Origin of the sequence: Rhizobium sp. T1470, assembly GCF_042140505.1 — a bacterium.
In the GTDB taxonomy this organism is placed as follows: domain Bacteria; phylum Pseudomonadota; class Alphaproteobacteria; order Rhizobiales; family Rhizobiaceae; genus Rhizobium; species Rhizobium favelukesii.
This window is the reverse complement of the sequence record NZ_CP148091.1, coordinates 2,865,853-2,879,569: the sequence shown is the minus strand read 5'-3', so window position 1 is coordinate 2,879,569 and position 13,717 is coordinate 2,865,853. Positions and strand designations below refer to the sequence as shown.

At 60.5% G+C, this 13,717-nt stretch carries 11 protein-coding genes; 9 read left to right on the top strand and 2 right to left on the bottom strand.

Annotated features, from left to right (window positions below):
- Window positions 1-10: 10 nt before the first annotated feature.
- From WGT02_RS14520 to murB, 8 genes are read left to right on the top strand one after another with little or no spacing between them, the layout of a single operon-like run.
- A complete protein-coding gene (locus tag WGT02_RS14520; RefSeq protein ID WP_024313624.1) occupies window positions 11-1,468 on the top strand; it encodes a UDP-N-acetylmuramoyl-L-alanyl-D-glutamate--2,6-diaminopimelate ligase in 1,458 nt (485 codons plus the stop codon).
- A complete protein-coding gene (locus WGT02_RS14515) occupies window positions 1,465-2,898 on the top strand; it encodes a UDP-N-acetylmuramoylalanyl-D-glutamyl-2,6-diaminopimelate--D-alanyl-D-alanine ligase (protein WP_208250118.1) in 1,434 nt (477 codons plus the stop codon). Before WGT02_RS14520 ends, WGT02_RS14515 begins: the two co-directional genes overlap by 4 nt.
- Before the next feature lie 22 nt (window positions 2,899-2,920).
- Window positions 2,921-4,021: a phospho-N-acetylmuramoyl-pentapeptide-transferase gene (gene mraY / locus WGT02_RS14510; protein WP_024313622.1), complete on the top strand. Its 1,101-nt coding sequence runs from the start codon at window positions 2,921-2,923 to the stop codon at window positions 4,019-4,021.
- Window positions 4,022-4,028: 7 nt separating this feature from the next.
- Complete coding sequence (gene murD / locus WGT02_RS14505; protein WP_024313621.1) at window positions 4,029-5,441, top strand: UDP-N-acetylmuramoyl-L-alanine--D-glutamate ligase; 1,413 nt, start codon at window positions 4,029-4,031, stop codon at window positions 5,439-5,441.
- A gap of 1 nt (window position 5,442) precedes the next feature.
- Complete coding sequence (ftsW, locus tag WGT02_RS14500) at window positions 5,443-6,597, top strand: putative lipid II flippase FtsW (protein WP_024313620.1); 1,155 nt, start codon at window positions 5,443-5,445, stop codon at window positions 6,595-6,597.
- A 6-nt stretch (window positions 6,598-6,603) separates the two neighbouring features.
- A complete protein-coding gene (murG, locus tag WGT02_RS14495; protein ID WP_024313619.1) occupies window positions 6,604-7,728 on the top strand; it encodes an undecaprenyldiphospho-muramoylpentapeptide beta-N-acetylglucosaminyltransferase in 1,125 nt (374 codons plus the stop codon).
- Window positions 7,725-9,140: a UDP-N-acetylmuramate--L-alanine ligase gene (murC, locus tag WGT02_RS14490; protein WP_208250119.1), complete on the top strand. Its 1,416-nt coding sequence runs from the start codon at window positions 7,725-7,727 to the stop codon at window positions 9,138-9,140. Before murG ends, murC begins: the two co-directional genes overlap by 4 nt.
- Complete coding sequence (gene murB / locus WGT02_RS14485) at window positions 9,137-10,111, top strand: UDP-N-acetylmuramate dehydrogenase (RefSeq protein ID WP_024313617.1); 975 nt, start codon at window positions 9,137-9,139, stop codon at window positions 10,109-10,111. The genes murC and murB overlap by 4 nt, the downstream gene beginning before the upstream one ends.
- Window positions 10,112-10,114: 3 nt before the next feature.
- Here the strand turns inward: murB and WGT02_RS14480 are convergent, their stop codons facing one another.
- Together WGT02_RS14480 and WGT02_RS14475 are read right to left on the bottom strand one after the other, a co-directional pair.
- The gene (locus tag WGT02_RS14480; RefSeq protein ID WP_024313616.1) at window positions 10,115-11,212 is read right to left on the bottom strand and encodes a metallophosphoesterase; all 1,098 of its coding nucleotides are present in this window, start codon (window positions 11,210-11,212) and stop codon (window positions 10,115-10,117) included.
- Window positions 11,213-11,321: 109 nt separating this feature from the next.
- Window positions 11,322-12,626 (bottom strand): MFS transporter, encoded by a 1,305-nt coding sequence (locus WGT02_RS14475; RefSeq protein ID WP_024313615.1) that lies wholly within the window; start codon window positions 12,624-12,626, stop codon window positions 11,322-11,324.
- 213 nt (window positions 12,627-12,839) lie between these two features.
- Between WGT02_RS14475 and aqpZ the strand changes: the two genes are divergently transcribed.
- Window positions 12,840-13,544, top strand: a complete 705-nt coding sequence (aqpZ, locus tag WGT02_RS14470) for an aquaporin Z (protein ID WP_024313614.1) — start codon at window positions 12,840-12,842, stop codon at window positions 13,542-13,544.
- Window positions 13,545-13,717 lie beyond the last annotated feature (173 nt).

Genomic DNA, 13,717 nt, shown 5'->3' with positions numbered 1-13,717 from the left:
AGTACATTCGATGAACTTGCGAGACATCGCCGGAGATGCATTTCCGGAACTTGATCAATTGGCCGGGTCTGTCGGGGCGCTGGCGGTTTCCGGCATCTCGTCCGACAGCCGCAAGATCGAACCCGGAATGGTGTTTGTGGCTGTCGCCGGGACGAAGGCGGACGGCGCAGGCTTTATCGCCGATGCGGCAACACGTGGTGCCGTCGCAGCAGTTGCCTCCCACAGCATTGACGCTTCCGTCCCCGTTCTTGTCGTCAGCGACCCGCGACGCTTCCTGTCGATCGCGGCCTCGCGTTTCTATGGCAAGCAGCCGGAAACGATGGTGGCCGTGACCGGCACAGCCGGCAAGACGTCGGTTGCCTCCTTCACCCGGCAGATATGGGCCCATGCCGGCCATGCGGCCGCGATGATCGGCACGACTGGCGTCGTCTCGCCGACACGCAACGAATACGGCTCACTGACAACACCTGATCCGGTTTCACTCCACAAGCTGCTGGCAGAACTCGCGGACGAGGGCGTCACACATGCCTCAATGGAGGCGTCCAGCCATGGCCTCGATCAGTGCCGCCTGGACGGTGTCAAGCTCGCTGCCGCCGCCTTTACCAATCTCGGCCGTGATCACATGGACTACCATCCGACGGTCGAAAGCTACATGGCCGCAAAGACGCGCCTGTTCGACACGCTGCTGCCGAAGGGCGCACCGGCGGTGATCTTTGCCGACGATGCCTGGTCGGAACAAGCGGTCGAGGCAGCTCGCCGTGCGGGGCACGATGTTCGCACGGTCGGCCGCAAGGGCGATTACCTGGCGCTGAAGCGCGTCGAACATTTCCGTCATAAGCAGGTGGCTGAAATTCATGCTGACGGCGAGATCTTTGAGGTCGACATTCCGCTTGCCGGCGACTTCCAGGTGGCCAATGCACTTGTGGCGGCAGGTCTTGCCATGTCGACGGGCGTGCCGGCGAAGGTCGCCATGGCCGCGCTCGAGAAGCTGCAGGGCGCGTCCGGGCGTCTGGAATTGGTAGGCCATACCAGGGATGGCGCGCTCGCTTATGTCGATTACGCGCACAAGCCGGACGCGCTCGCCAATGTTTTGGAATCCGTCCGGCCGTTTACCACAGGCCGTGTGATTGTCGTATTTGGCTGCGGCGGCGATCGCGATCGCGGCAAGCGCCCGATCATGGGCGAGATCGCCTGCCGTCTGGCCGATGTGGTGATCGTCACCGATGACAATCCGCGCTCAGAAGAGCCGGCGGCCATCCGCGCCGAGATCATGGCGGCCGCAGGCTGCGCAACCGAAATCGGCGACCGCGCCGAGGCGATCCGCATGGCGGTTGAGATGCTGACGTCCGGCGACACGCTGATCGTTGCCGGCAAGGGACACGAGGAAGGGCAGACGATCGGGAGCGTTACCCTGCCGTTTTCGGATCATGCCGAATTGCGTAAGGCTTTGGAGGAGCTGAAACCGTGAACTGGCTTTGGACGACGGAAGACTTGATTGCCGCCATGGCCGGGCGGCCGTTCGGCACTTTGCCTGAGGGCATTACCGGGATTTCCATCGACAGCCGTTCCATCGCGTCCGGCGAAGCCTTCTTTGCCATCAAGGGCGACCGCGTCGACGGCCACGACTACGCCTCGATGGCGATGGCAAACGGTGCAGCTCTTCTCGTCGTCAGCGAAGCGCGCCTTCCCGCCATGGGGCGGCTGACGGTTCCGGTGATCGTCGTGGAGGATGTGTTGGCGGCGCTCGGCAAACTCGGGCAAGCCTCTCGCGCGCGTTCGCGCGCCCAGATCATTGCCGTGACCGGCTCGGTCGGAAAGACGACGACCAAGGAGATGCTGCGGCGGGTCTTGTCTCCATCGGGCAAGGTGCATGCCTCCGTTGCTTCTTTTAACAATCACTGGGGCGTACCTTTGACGCTCGCCCGCATGCCGCTCGATACCTATTTCGGCGTCTTCGAAGTGGGCATGAACCATCCGGACGAGATCCGTCCGCTGGTCAAGATGATCCAGCCGCATGTTGCGGTGATCACGACGATCGCGCCCGCTCACCTCGGCAATTTCAAGAGCATAAGGGAGATCGCGACGGCAAAGGCCGAGGTCTTCGAAGGCGTAGTGCCGGGCGGGCAGGTCGTGCTTAATCGCGACAACGATCAGTTCAATTTCCTGGAGCGCACCGCAGAGACACACGGCATCCAGCACATCCATTCCTTCGGTCAGCATGCGAAGGCCGAGTTTCGCCTGGCAGAATTCAACGACTCTGATCAGAGTTCGACGTTGTGGATCACCATTGACGGCGAGACGAAGGAAGTTGCGATCGGCGCGCCGGGCCGGCACATCGCCGAGAATGCGCTGGCCGCCCTCGGCGTCGTGAAGATCGTCGGAGCTGATATGCGGCAGGCAATCGCCGCCCTCGCGACCCTCCAGCCGGAAAAGGGCAGGGGCCGTCGTCATCGCTTGGCGATCGAGCGCAGCTCCTTCACAGTCGTCGACGAGAGCTACAACGCCAATCCTGCTTCGATGCGAGCGGCAATCGCTGTGCTTGCGAGTTCCGTGCCGACGGGCACGGGACGCCGCATCGCCGTGCTTGGCGACATGCTGGAGATGGGCGACTACGCGGAGAAGGTCCATTCGGATCTGGCAGGGCCATTGCTCGCTGCCGGTATTGAGCACGTCTGGCTTGCCGGCCCTGAAATGGTTGCGCTGAAGGAATCGCTCCCCGAGAGCGTGCAGGTCGTCCACTACGAGAAGACCGAAGAACTAGCAGAGTACATATTGAACGCTGTCGCGGCTGGCGACGTGCTGATGGTAAAATCGTCACTGGGCATCGGTTTCGGCAAGATCGTCGCCGTGCTCCTTGACAAGTTCCCGCCATTTGCCGACACGCAACGCGATTTTTGAGCGGGTAAACAAGGGGCCCTGAATGCTGATTTGGCTTGTCGAACTGTCGGAACATCTGAAATTCTTGAATCTGTTCAGGTACATTACCTTCCGCACGGGCGCCTCCCTGTTTACGTCCGCCTTCATCGTGTTCCTCTTTGGTCCGATGATCATCAATTCGCTGCGGATCCGCCAGGGCAAGGGGCAGCCGATCCGCGCCGACGGTCCGCAAACGCACTTCAAGAAAGCCGGTACGCCGACCATGGGCGGCCTAATGATCCTCGCCGGTATTGTCGGTTCGTCGCTGCTTTGGGCCGACCTTTCGAACCTCTATGTGGTTGCCACGCTGCTCGTGACCCTCGGTTTCGGTGCGATCGGCTTTTACGACGACTACCTGAAAGTCACCAAGCAAAGCCATAAGGGATTCTCCGGCAAGGCTCGTCTCGGTATCGAGTTCGTGATCGCCGGCATTGCCGTCTACTTCATGATGCGCACGGCGCTGGCGTCGGGTACGGCAGGTTCGACCTTCGGGTCGTCGGTTGCCTTTCCCTTCTTCAAGGATTTCATGATCAATCTCGGCATCATGTTCGTTGTCTTCGGCGGCTTCGTCATCGTTGGCGCCGGCAATGCCGTGAACCTTACCGATGGTCTTGATGGCCTTGCCATCGTCCCCGTGATGATCGCCGCTGCGTCCTTTGGCGTCATCGCCTACCTGGCGGGTAACGTCGTCTTCGCAAATTACCTACAGATCAATTTCGTACCGGGCACGGGCGAACTCTCGGTTGTCCTCGGTGCCGTTATCGGCGCCGGCCTTGGCTTCCTCTGGTTCAATGCACCGCCCGCTGCGATCTTCATGGGCGACACCGGCTCGCTGGCACTCGGCGGCACGATCGGCACGGTTGCCGTTGCGACCAAGCACGAGATCGTCATGGCGATCATTGGCGGTCTGTTCGTAATGGAAACGCTCTCTGTCATCATTCAGGTCGGCTTCTTCAAGATGACCGGTCGGCGCGTCTTTCTGATGGCGCCGATCCATCACCATTTCGAAAAGAAGGGCTGGACGGAAAGCCAGGTGGTGATCCGCTTCTGGATCGTCGCCGTCGGTCTCGCCCTGCTTGGTCTCTCCACCCTGAAGCTGCGGTAAGGCGGCGATGATCCCGATTACGACACTTGCAGGCAAGAAGGTCGCGCTCTTTGGGCTCGGCGGCTCGGGCTTTGCCACGGCGCGTGCGCTCAAATTGGGGGGGGCCGAGGTCACTGCATGGGACGATAACCCAGACAGCGTCTCCAAGGCCGCCGCTGAAGGCATTCGTACGGTCGATCTGCGCTCCATTGACTGGAGCGCGCAGTCGCTCTTCGTGCTTTCGCCAGGCGTGCCGTTGACCCATCCGAAGCCACACTGGACAGTCGATCTCGCTCGTGCGGCCGGGGTTGATATCGTCGGCGACGTCGAGCTTTTCGTACGCGAACGCCGGGCGCATGCGCCGGGTTGCCCGTTCATCGCCATCACCGGCACCAACGGCAAGTCGACGACGACGGCGCTGATCGCGCATATCCTGACCTCGAGTGGGCGCGACACACAGCTCGGCGGCAACATCGGGACGGCGGTCCTGACGCTCGATCCGCCGAAGGATGGACGCTTCTACGTCGTCGAGTGCTCGTCCTACCAGATCGACCTTGCACCGACGCTCAATCCCTCCGCTGGCATCCTGCTCAACCTGACGCCCGATCATCTCGATCGCCACGGGACGATGCAGCACTATGCCGACATCAAGGAGCGGCTCGTTGCAGGTAGCGACGTTGCCGTCATCGGCGTGGACGACAGCCATTGCGAGATGATCGCAGATCGTATCGAACGAGCAGGTGGCAAGGTCACGCGGATTTCCCGGCGTCATGCGCTTCCCTATGGCATCTATGCGGAAGGAACCAAGCTTATCGAAGCCTCGGGAGGCGCAACAAAGTCGATTGCCGATCTTGAAGGGATCCAGACACTGCGGGGCGGCCACAATGCGCAGAATGCCGCTGCGGCAGTTGCCGCATGCCTTGCAGTCGGTGTCTCGGAAGAGGAAATTCGCGCGGGCTTGACGTCCTTCCCCGGGCTCAAGCATCGGATGCAGCCGGTCGGGTGTCGCGGCAACGTCGTTTTCGTCAACGACTCGAAGGCCACCAACGCGGATGCGGCCGCTCCGGCGCTGTCGAGTTACGACCGCATCTACTGGATCGCCGGTGGGCTGCCAAAAGCTGGGGGCATCACGTCGCTGACGGGCTTCTTCCCGCGGATCGCCAAGGCTTATCTGATCGGCGAAGCTGCGGCGGAATTTGCCGCGACGCTCGGCGAAGCCGTGCCATATGAGATTTCTGGAACGCTGGAGCGCGCCGTAGCGCATGCTGCTGCGGATGCCGACAAAGATGAAAGTGGCCCGCTGGCCGTGATGTTATCTCCGGCTTGCGCAAGTTTCGACCAATATAAGAACTTCGAAGTCAGGGGCGATGCATTTGTCAGCCATGTGGCAGCGCTCGACGAGATCACCATGCTGATCGATTCGGCAACAGGAGATAAATGACATGGTAAGCCGTGCGGAACGTGGGCCTCTGGCCGATTGGTTTTGGACCATCGACCGCTTTTTCCTGGCGATGTTCATCTTCCTGATGGGCATCGGCTTCATGCTGTCGTTCGCTGCGTCGCCAGCGGTCGCCGAGCGTATCGGGCTGGAGCCGTTCCACTTCGTCAAGCGACACGCGGCCTTCATGATCCCCTCGCTCTGTGTCATGATTGGTCTCTCCTTCCTGACGCCGCGCCAAGTGCGGCGCACGGCGATCATCCTGCTGATTGTCGCCCTCGGCATGATGCTGTTGGCGCTGTTCTTCGGTGTCGAGGTCAAGGGCTCCCGCCGCTGGGTCACCTTGGCCGGCATTTCGATCCAGCCCTCCGAGTTCATGAAACCGGCTTTCGTCGTCGTCTGTGCGTGGCTCTTTGCCGAGCATGCGAGGCAGCCGGAGATTCCGGGCAACCTGTTCGCCATCATCCTCTTCGGCATCGTTGCCGCGCTACTGGTCGCCCAGCCCGACCTTGGGCAGACGATCCTCACGACGGCCGTCTGGGGCGGAATGTTTTTCATGGCAGGCATGCCGTGGATATGGATCATTCTTCTTGGCGCCGGCGGCGTCGGAGGACTTTTTGGCGCCTACTACGTGTTCCCGCACGTGGCACTGCGTATCGACAAGTTCCTGACTGGCGAGGGCGATACCTTCCAGATCGATACGGCGCGCGAAGCCATCATCCGCGGCGACTGGTTTGGCCAGGGACCGGGCGAGGGCATCGTCAAGCGCATCATTCCGGACGCCCATACCGACTTCATCTTCTCGGTCGCTGCCGAGGAGTTCGGCATCGTCTTCTGCATGGCGCTTGTCGCGCTGTTTTCCGTCCTCGTGCTGCGCGGTCTCTCGCATGCCTACAAGGAGCGGAACGACTTCAACCGCTTTGCTGTCGCTGGTCTCGTGCTGCAGATCGGCATACAGTCGATCATCAACGTGGGCGTCAATCTCGAACTGCTGCCGGCAAAAGGCATGACCCTGCCGCTGATTTCCTACGGCGGTTCGTCCATGGTCGCCATCTGCGTCACCGCCGGGTTTATTCTCGCGCTGACGCGTCATAGGCCGGAAAAGCGCGCGCAAGAGCGGAGCCTCTTTCGCGTCGCGCATGGTATGCCGGCGGAGTGAGTGCTTATGAGTAAAGGCATCGTCCTGCTTGCCGCCGGGGGAACCGGCGGTCATGTGTTTCCCGCGGAGGCTTTGGCCTATAAGCTGAAGGAACGCGGCTATTCCGTGCATCTGGTCACCGACAGCCGCGCTGAGCGCTATGCCGGCAAATTCCCTGCCGATGAGATTCATGTCGTGCCATCGGCGACGATCGGTTCGAAAAATCCAGTTGCCGTTGCGCGCTCCCTGTGGACGCTCTGGAGCGGCATGCGGGCCGCCAAGAAGCTGATCGCGCGCCTGAAGCCCGCTGTTGTCGTCGGCTTCGGCGGATATCCGACCGTGCCGCCGTTGCTCGCCGCAACGCGCCTCGGCGTGCCTGCCATGATCCATGAGCAGAATGCGGTGATGGGACGCGCCAACAAGGCGCTGGCGAGCCGCGTGCAGGCGATTGCCGGCGGGTTCCTGCCTGAAGGCGGTGGCCAGTTTCCCGACAAGACGGTGACGACAGGCAATCCGGTGCGCCCGGCCATTATCGCCGCTGCCAACGTGCCATATTCTCCTTCGAAACCAGGTGAGCCTTTCAATCTGGTCGTCTTTGGCGGCAGCCAGGGTGCACAGTATTTCTCCAAGGCAATGCCGACGGCCATCAGCTTGCTCGATGACGGGCTTCGCGACCGCCTGCGCATTACCCAGCAGGTTCGACCAGAAGACATGGAGATGATGAGCGTTTGCGTCGCCCAATTGAAGATGGCGGCTGACACAGCACCGTTCTTCACCGATATGGCCGAACGACTTGCCGCGGCACATCTCGTTATCTGCCGCTCCGGCGCATCGACTGTTTCGGAGATTTCCGTCATCGGGCGACCGGCCGTGCTCGTGCCCTATCCGCATGCTTTGGATCACGATCAGGCGGCGAATGCGGCAGCGCTTGCGGCGACAGGCGGCGCCAAAGTCATTCCTCAGGCCGAGCTTTCGCCCGAGAAGATCGCTTCGATCCTCACCCATGTGATGAACGACCCGGAAAAGCTCGCCCGGATGGCCGCCGCCGCCAAGCAAGCGGGTAAACCCGACGCTGCGAACTTGCTTGCCGACATGGTAGAGGCTATTGCGGCACGACGGACAATTGCAGAGTTCAAGGGGAAACGCGCATGAAAATGCCGAAGGCCATCGGCCTCGTTCATTTCATCGGCATCGGTGGCATCGGCATGAGCGGCATTGCCGAAGTGCTCCATAATCTCGGCCATCGTGTGCAGGGATCGGATCAGGCCGACAGCGCCAATGTGCAACGCCTGCGCGACAAGGGCATCGAAGTCTTCGTCGGCCACAAAGCAGAGAACCTCGGTGACGCCGAAGTGGTGGTCGTCTCGACCGCGATCAAGAAAAACAACCCGGAGCTCGTGGCGGCGCGCGAAAAGCTGCTGCCGGTCGTGCGCCGGGCGGAGATGCTTGCCGAATTGATGCGGTTCCGCAATGCGATTGCAATCGGCGGTACGCATGGAAAAACCACGACGACGTCGCTGGTGGCGACGTTGTTGGAAGCGGGTGGCCTCGATCCCACGGTCATCAATGGCGGCATCATCAATGCCTACGGCACCAATGCCCGAATGGGCGAAGGCGAGTGGATGGTGGTAGAGGCCGACGAATCCGACGGCACGTTCCTGAAGCTTCCCGCCGATGTTGCTGTTATCACCAACATCGACCCGGAACACCTCGACCACTACGGCAACTTCGATGCCGTTCGTGCGGCTTTCCGGCAGTTCGTCGAGAACGTGCCGTTCTATGGCTTCGGCGTCATGTGCCTCGACCACCCGGAGGTGCAGGCGCTGGTCGGTCGGATCGAGGATCGCAAGGTCATCACCTATGGTGAAAACCCGCAGGCCGACGTGCGCTTCATGAATGTGCGCATCGATGGTGCGCGTTCGATCTTCGACGTGGAGATCCGCCGCCGCCGGACGGGGCAGGTTATCAGGCTCGACAATCTGGTCATGCCCATGCCGGGTCGCCACAACATCTCCAACGCCACAGCCGCGATCGCGGTTGCCAACCGCCTCGGCATGTCGAGCGAGGACATTGCCAAGGGGCTCGCGTCCTTTGGCGGCGTCAAGCGCCGCTTCACGCTGACCGGCGAATGGAACGGCGTTCAGATCTTCGATGATTACGGCCACCACCCGGTCGAGATCAAGGCCGTGCTACGGGCTGCGCGCGAGGCCTGCAAGGGTCGTGTGATCGCGGTTCATCAGCCGCATCGCTATTCGCGGCTGTCCAGCCTTTTCGAAGAGTTTGCATCCTGCTTCAACGATGCGGATAGTATTTTCCTCGCGCCTGTGTACGCCGCGGGTGAGGATCCCATCGAAGGAGCGAACTCCGAGGCACTTGTGTCGCTGATCAAATCGGGCGGTCACCGCGATGCCCGCTTCCTGTCGTCCCCAGAGCTTTTGCCTGAAATGGTCGCAGAGATTGCAAAGCCGGGGGATTTTGTGGTTCTGTTAGGGGCTGGGAGTATCACATACTGGGCGGCAGCGTTGCCCAAGCAATTGGAAAGCCTTTCGGGAATATCTGCATGAAACAGGTGAATGGGGAAAAGCTTCTTGCGTCGCTTGGCGACGGCGTAAAGGACATCCGTGGGAGGATCACACCGGATGCGCCGATGGACCGCGTCACCTGGTTCCACGCCGGCGGTCTGGCCGAGCTGATGTTCCAGCCGCACGACGAGGACGACCTTATCGCCTTCCTCAAGATTCTGCCGGAGGAGGTGCCGGTCACTGTCGTGGGCGTCGGCTCCAACATTCTCGTGCGCGATGGTGGAATTCCTGGCGTCGTTCTGCGGCTTTCGGCGAAGGGCTTTGGGGCGGTCGAGCTCGCGGGCGAAAATCGCATCCTTGCCGGTTCAATCTGCCCGGACAAGCATGTCGCAGCCATGGCAATGGATAACGGCATAGGCGGCTTCCATTTCTACTACGGCATTCCGGGGAGCATTGGCGGTGCGGTACGCATGAACGCCGGCGCCAACGGCGCCGAGACGCGCGAACGGCTTGTCGAGGTGAACGCCGTTGATCGCAAGGGGAACAAGCATGTCCTGTCGAACGCAGATATGGGCTATTCCTACCGTCATTCGTCGGTACCGAACGATTTGATTTTTACGTCGGTGCTCTTCGAAGGGTATGGCGAGGATCGCGCTAAGATCCGCGCTGAGATGGACGCTGTGCGCAGCCATCGCGAGACGGTACAGCCGATCCGCGAAAAGACCGGCGGCTCGACCTTCAAAAACCCGGAAGGGCATTCCGCCTGGAAGCTCGTCGACGAGGCCGGATGCCGGGGCCTGGTGATCGGCGGCGCGCAGATGTCCTCGCTTCACTGCAACTTCATGATCAACATGGGGCAGGCGACGGGATACGATCTCGAGTATCTCGGCGAACAGGTCCGCCGCGAAGTCTTCGAGAATTCCGGCATCAAGCTCGAGTGGGAGATCAAGCGTCTCGGCGTCTTCATGCCCGGGCGCGAGGTACGTCCCTTTCAGGGCGTGACCAGCGAGTAATCCTTAGGCGAAGCGCTTGGTGAAAGCGGTGGAAAAGGTCACTCCGCCTCTGTTGTCGCTGGCTTCGCCGATCGCTACATCCATCGTGTTGCTTGTCACCCGGACAAGGCAGAAGCCGCCCATGAAGGCGGCTTTCGCTTTGAAGACATCCAGTTTGCCGACGGTGTAGGCCATGGGCGTGTTGTGCTCGTGTCCGTGAAAAATGCCGATTACATTGTAGCCTTCGAGGATTGCGAGAAGTTCCTGACGTTCTGATTCACCCCACCAATGGGGTGCGCCGGTGCCGCTGGCATTGAACGTTTTCTTTTCGCGATCCCAGCGCTCCAATGAGAACGGATCCCACCCGTAGTGCTGGAAGATGACTACCGGGCGTCCATCTGATGCATAGGTCTGGAGATCGCGCTTCATCCAATCGAGGCTGCTTGCGGCGCCTTTCGTATTGTCTCCACCGTAGCGTTGCGCCTGGATCAGATGCAGTCCGCCCCAGTTCCAGGAATAGTTGTCCGAGGCTTCGTCGTAGTTGTCGACGGGCACCAGCGGCTTGAAGAAGACGCTCGGCTTGTGGTTCATCTGCACGTAATCGCGCAGCTCATCGCGATACCAGTCGACCTGCGGCGGGCGCCCATCCTGATCGAGGTCGTGATTGCCGAGGCCGACATAGACTGGAAAGTGCACATGATCGGCACCGAGCCCTTGCTGGTAGCGATGGGAAAACTGCAGCAGCTGCGACCCTTCCGCGACCTCTGCCGTCTGACCACCACCATCGTCCGTCACATCGCCGCAGACGATGATGCCCTGCGGCCTTGCAATGGGCTGTCCGGCGAGCGGCAGGCCGCTCGGTCTCCGGGCGATCTCCATAGGCCAGGTTTGATGGTGAATGCTGTTCAATGCAAGAATGTGGCGTAACAGGTTTGCGTCGGTCTTGCCTTCATCCTGGCAGTTCGGGCTTTGCCCGTCTCCGAAGCGGCATGCGTGGACGTCGTTGATGACAAGGAAGGTGACATCGGTGGGCGGAAGGCTGGCTGCTTTCGCAATTGACGGCAGTGTCAGCGAAATCCCGGCACCGAGCCCTTGCGTCAGCAGTGATCGTCTTGTCAGCATCTGGCTTCCCCTGTTTCTGAAAATCTAGGAGCAAGGCGCGATCAGACAACAACAACAAAAAAAGCCGCGACAGTTGCCTGTCGCGGCCCTTCAAATTGGATTTCCGGGATCAGACTTCGTCGCGGCCGGAGGCCAGGATGCAGATCAGCGTGATCACGGCAGACAGACCGAGATAGTAACCGACATACTGCATGCCATGGTTTGCCTGCAGCCAGGTGGCGATATAGGGCGCCAGCGAAGCGCCGAAGATGCCAGCAAGGTTGAAGGTGATCGACGAGCCGGTGTAGCGAACAGCCGTTGGGAAGGGGGCGGCAAGCGCGGTGCCGATCAGGCCGTAGGTCATGCCCATCAGCGCCATGGCGACGATCGCAAACACCACGATGCTGCCTTCGCCGCCCGTCATCAGGCCCGGCAGGAAGAACGAGAAGATACCGATCAGTACGGTGGTGAGGATCAGCATTTCGCGACGTCCGAACCGCTCGGCGAGTTTACCAACGATCGGGATGAAGATACCGAAGGCGACCGAACCGACGATCTGGATTTCGAGCGCGTCAAGGAACGGTATCTTCAGGACCTTGACGTTGTAGGACAGCAGGTAAGCCGAGCCGATGTAGAACAGCACGAAGGTGGCGAGCGCCACGAAGGTGCCGAGGAATAGGCTGCGCTTGTACTTGCGGAAAAGTTCGGCAACCGGGACGGCAACGCGCTCCTGCTTGTCGATCGCCTTCTGGAAGGCCGGCGTTTCGGTGATCGAGAGGCGGACCCAGAGACCGATGACGATCAGCAGAATGGAAGAGATGAACGGCACACGCCAGCCCCAGCTCAGCAAGGCGTCCTGAGACATGACCTGTAGAAGCAGCCAGAAAATGCCTGAGGAGAGGAACAGGCCGACCGGAGCGCCAAGCTGCGGAAACATGCCATACCAGCTGCGCTTGCCTTCCGGCGCGTTCTCCGTCGCGAGCAGCACGGCGCCACCCCATTCCCCGCCGAGACCGAAGCCCTGGCCGAAACGGCAAAGCGCGAGCAGCAGCGGTGCGATGACGCCGATCGATTCATAGGAGGGCAGAAGGCCGATTACCACCGTCGAGATACCCATGGTGAGCAGGGCGGCAACCAGCGTCGTCTTGCGGCCAATCCTGTCGCCGAAATGGCCGAAGACGACGGCGCCAAGCGGACGGGCAAAGAAGGCGATCGAGAAGGTTGCGAAGGACGCAAGCAGCGCGGTCGTCGGGTCGCTGTTTGGGAAGAACAGCGTCGGGAAGACCAGCACGGCGGCAGTTGCATATACGTAGAAATCGAAGAACTCGATTGTGGTGCCGACGAGGCTCGCGATCAGAACGCGCGCCGGCGAGTTGACTTGCGCACTGTTCGATGAAGCGGGTATCGGCGATACTCTGGATATCGCGTCTGACATTTTCATTCCAATCGGGATTGTAAAGATGCCTTGGGAAGGCAGGCGGCTCTTAACGCAATTTTAATTCGGCGCAAATGCCCATCGCGCAACAAACGAAAAAAGATTAGCAGGCTTTGCATTTTTCCGCCCATCGATGCCGCGTGTGGGCACTTGACCAGAATCAATATGAAGCCGATTCCTCATGAACGCCCTGGTTGAGCGCAGGAGGGAAATATGCAGAAAAGTCTTGTTGCAGAATTTCTTGGAACGTTTTGGCTCGTATTCGGCGGATGCGGCAGTGCCGTGCTTGCCGCAGCGTTTCCCGAACTTGGCATTGGTTTTGTGGGTGTTGCATTTGCGTTCGGTCTTACCGTACTGACAATGGCTTTTGCCGTCGGCGGCATTTCCGGCGGGCATTTCAACCCGGCGGTTTCCGTCGGTCTCGCAGTCGCGGGCAAATTCCCGGCCGGTCGCGTGGTTCCTTATATCGCGGTACAGGTCATTGGCGCGATTGTTGCGGCGGCTTTGCTTTATGCCGTCGCCAGCGGCAAGGCCGGTTTCGAGCTCGGAGGCTTTTCCGCCAATGGTTATGGTGAACATTCGCCCGGCGGCTACTCGCTCCTTTCTGCACTTGTCATCGAAGTCGTCCTGACGTCGTTCTTCATCTTCATCATCCTGGGGTCAACGAGCAGCAGGGTGCCGGCGGGCTTCGCGCCAATCGCCATCGGGCTTGCGCTGACGCCCATTCATCTGATTTCGATTCCGGTCACCAATACGTCGGTCAATCCCTCTCTTTCGACAGGACAGGCGTTGTTCGTCGGCGGCTGGGCGTTGCAGCAACTGTGGCTGTTCTGGGTTGCGCCGCTTATAGGCGGTGTCCTCGGTGGCCTTGTCTGGAAAATGACAGGCGAAGTGGCCTCAACTGACGCAACGTCCTGAAGGAACCCGCACGGCATGCCGCTGCGGGGCTTTTGCGTTCTGCGCCGTCATGTCCGCGCCGCTTTCCGAGGTGAAAATTAACGAAAGTAAACACTTCGTTAACCATAATCGGGCTCTAATGCACCTGCATCATCAAGCTGGATTCGGACGAGAAACAAGCTTGGTGCAAGCGT